2 protein-coding genes are annotated in these 1,648 nt (G+C 65.8%); both read left to right on the plus strand.

All coding sequences use genetic code 11. From position 1 onward, the window contains the following. Positions 1-198 precede the first annotated feature (198 nt). Positions 199-1,032 carry an IS5 family transposase gene (locus B0I32_RS56185; protein ID WP_106253693.1) on the plus strand — a complete coding sequence of 278 codons (834 nt, stop codon included), beginning with the start codon at positions 199-201 and terminating at the stop codon, positions 1,030-1,032. Then, positions 1,029-1,493 carry a hypothetical protein gene (locus tag B0I32_RS56190; RefSeq protein ID WP_106253694.1) on the plus strand — a complete coding sequence of 155 codons (465 nt, stop codon included), beginning with the start codon at positions 1,029-1,031 and terminating at the stop codon, positions 1,491-1,493. Before B0I32_RS56185 ends, B0I32_RS56190 begins: the two co-directional genes overlap by 4 nt. Positions 1,494-1,648 lie beyond the last annotated feature (155 nt).

A 1,648-nucleotide genomic window follows, 5' to 3' on the forward strand; every position in this document is an offset into this window, starting at 1 on the left:
GGACTACACAAAGCTACACGGACAAGGAAAAGAGCCCAGAAGCCTGCGACTACAGAGCTGGGCATACGCCAACCAACCATGCCTAAATGCCCACTCAGAGTGCGGTTCGCGAGCCTATGCCCGTGATGTCGCAGTGTGATCGTAGGGATTTGTAGTGTTACCGCCGGTTGGCGGGTCCGGTCGTGCTGTGATGGTTGAGTGACTGAGCGCAAGCAGTACCCGAGCGACTTATCCGACGCGCAGTGGGCATTGATCGAGCCGGTGCTCACGGCGTGGAAGGCCGCGCACCGGTCCGTCAGCGGCCACGAGGGTGGTTACGAGTTGCGCGAGATCGTCAACGCCATCCGCTACCAGGGGCGGACCGGCGTGCAATGGGACTATCTCCCGCATGACCTGCCGCCCAAGAGTGCGGCGTACTACTACTTCAGCAAGTGGCGCGACGACGGCACGGACAAGACGATCCACGACCTGCTGCGCTGGCATCTGCGTGAGAAGAAGAAACGATTAGCCGACCCGAGCCTTGTTGTGCTGGACACCCAGAGCGTCCGCGTCGCGGCCGGGGTCCCCGCCTCCACCACCGGGAAAGACGCCGCCAAGCGCGTGCCGGGCAGGAAACGCGGCCTGGCGGTGGACGTGCTGGGCCTGGTCATCGCCGCGGTCATGCTGGCCGCCTCGGCCCACGAGAACACCGCCGGGATCGCGCTGCTGGACCGGGTCGCCGCCGGCACCGAGGGCACGGTGACCAAGGCGCTGGTCGACCAGGGCTTCAAACAGGCCGTCGTCGCGCATGGCGCCGGCCTGGGCATCGATGTGGAGATCGTCGAGCGTAACCCCGCCGGCAAGGGGTTCGTCCCCCAGCCCAGGAGATGGGTCGTCGAGCAGACGTACGGCATCCTGATGTTCCACCGCCGCCTGGTCCGCGACTACGAGCACCTGCCGGCCAGCTCCGAATCACGGGTCTATTGGGCGATGACGGATGTGATGTCCCGCCGTCTGACCCGCGGCACGACGCCGCCGTGGCGGTGGACATGACCGCACCCGACGGGCAACCGGCCGACCCCGGCAGCTGGCTGCTGGATCGGATCGACGCCCGCGAGCACCGGCTGACCTGCCAGATCGAGCAGACTCAGACGGAGATCGACACTCTCACCGCACGCCTGGGCGAGCTCAGCGAGCAGGTCGAGCACCTGCGGATCACCCGCAAGACCCTCATCTCCCTGGCCGAGGAGGACCTGGCCCCGGCCGAACCGCTCGCGCCGCCAGCGATCCCCGATCACCCTGCCTACCAGCAGATCCTCACCGTCTTCGGCGAAGCCGGCGGCTCCCTGCGCGCCCGTGACGTGGCCATAGCCCTGGATGTGCCCCTGACGCGCAACGACATCCAGAACCTCCGCGCCAAGCTCAAACGCCTGGCCGGCCGCGGCATCCTCCTCGAGACTGAACCGGGATTGTTCACCCAACCAGCGCCCATAGCCCGAATGACGAGCCTCTGACCGGGCGACCTAAGCCAACTCCGCCGACGAAAGGGGCATCAGCTCGCGAAACACACTCTCAGTGGGCATTTAGGCATGGTTGGTTGGCGTATGCCCAGCTCTGTAGTCGCAGGCTTCTGGGCTCTTTTCCTTGTCCGTGTAGCTTTGTGTAGTCC

It is taken from the genome of Nonomuraea fuscirosea, from assembly GCF_003001935.1.
In the GTDB taxonomy this organism is placed as follows: Bacteria; Actinomycetota; Actinomycetes; order Streptosporangiales; family Streptosporangiaceae; genus Nonomuraea; species Nonomuraea fuscirosea.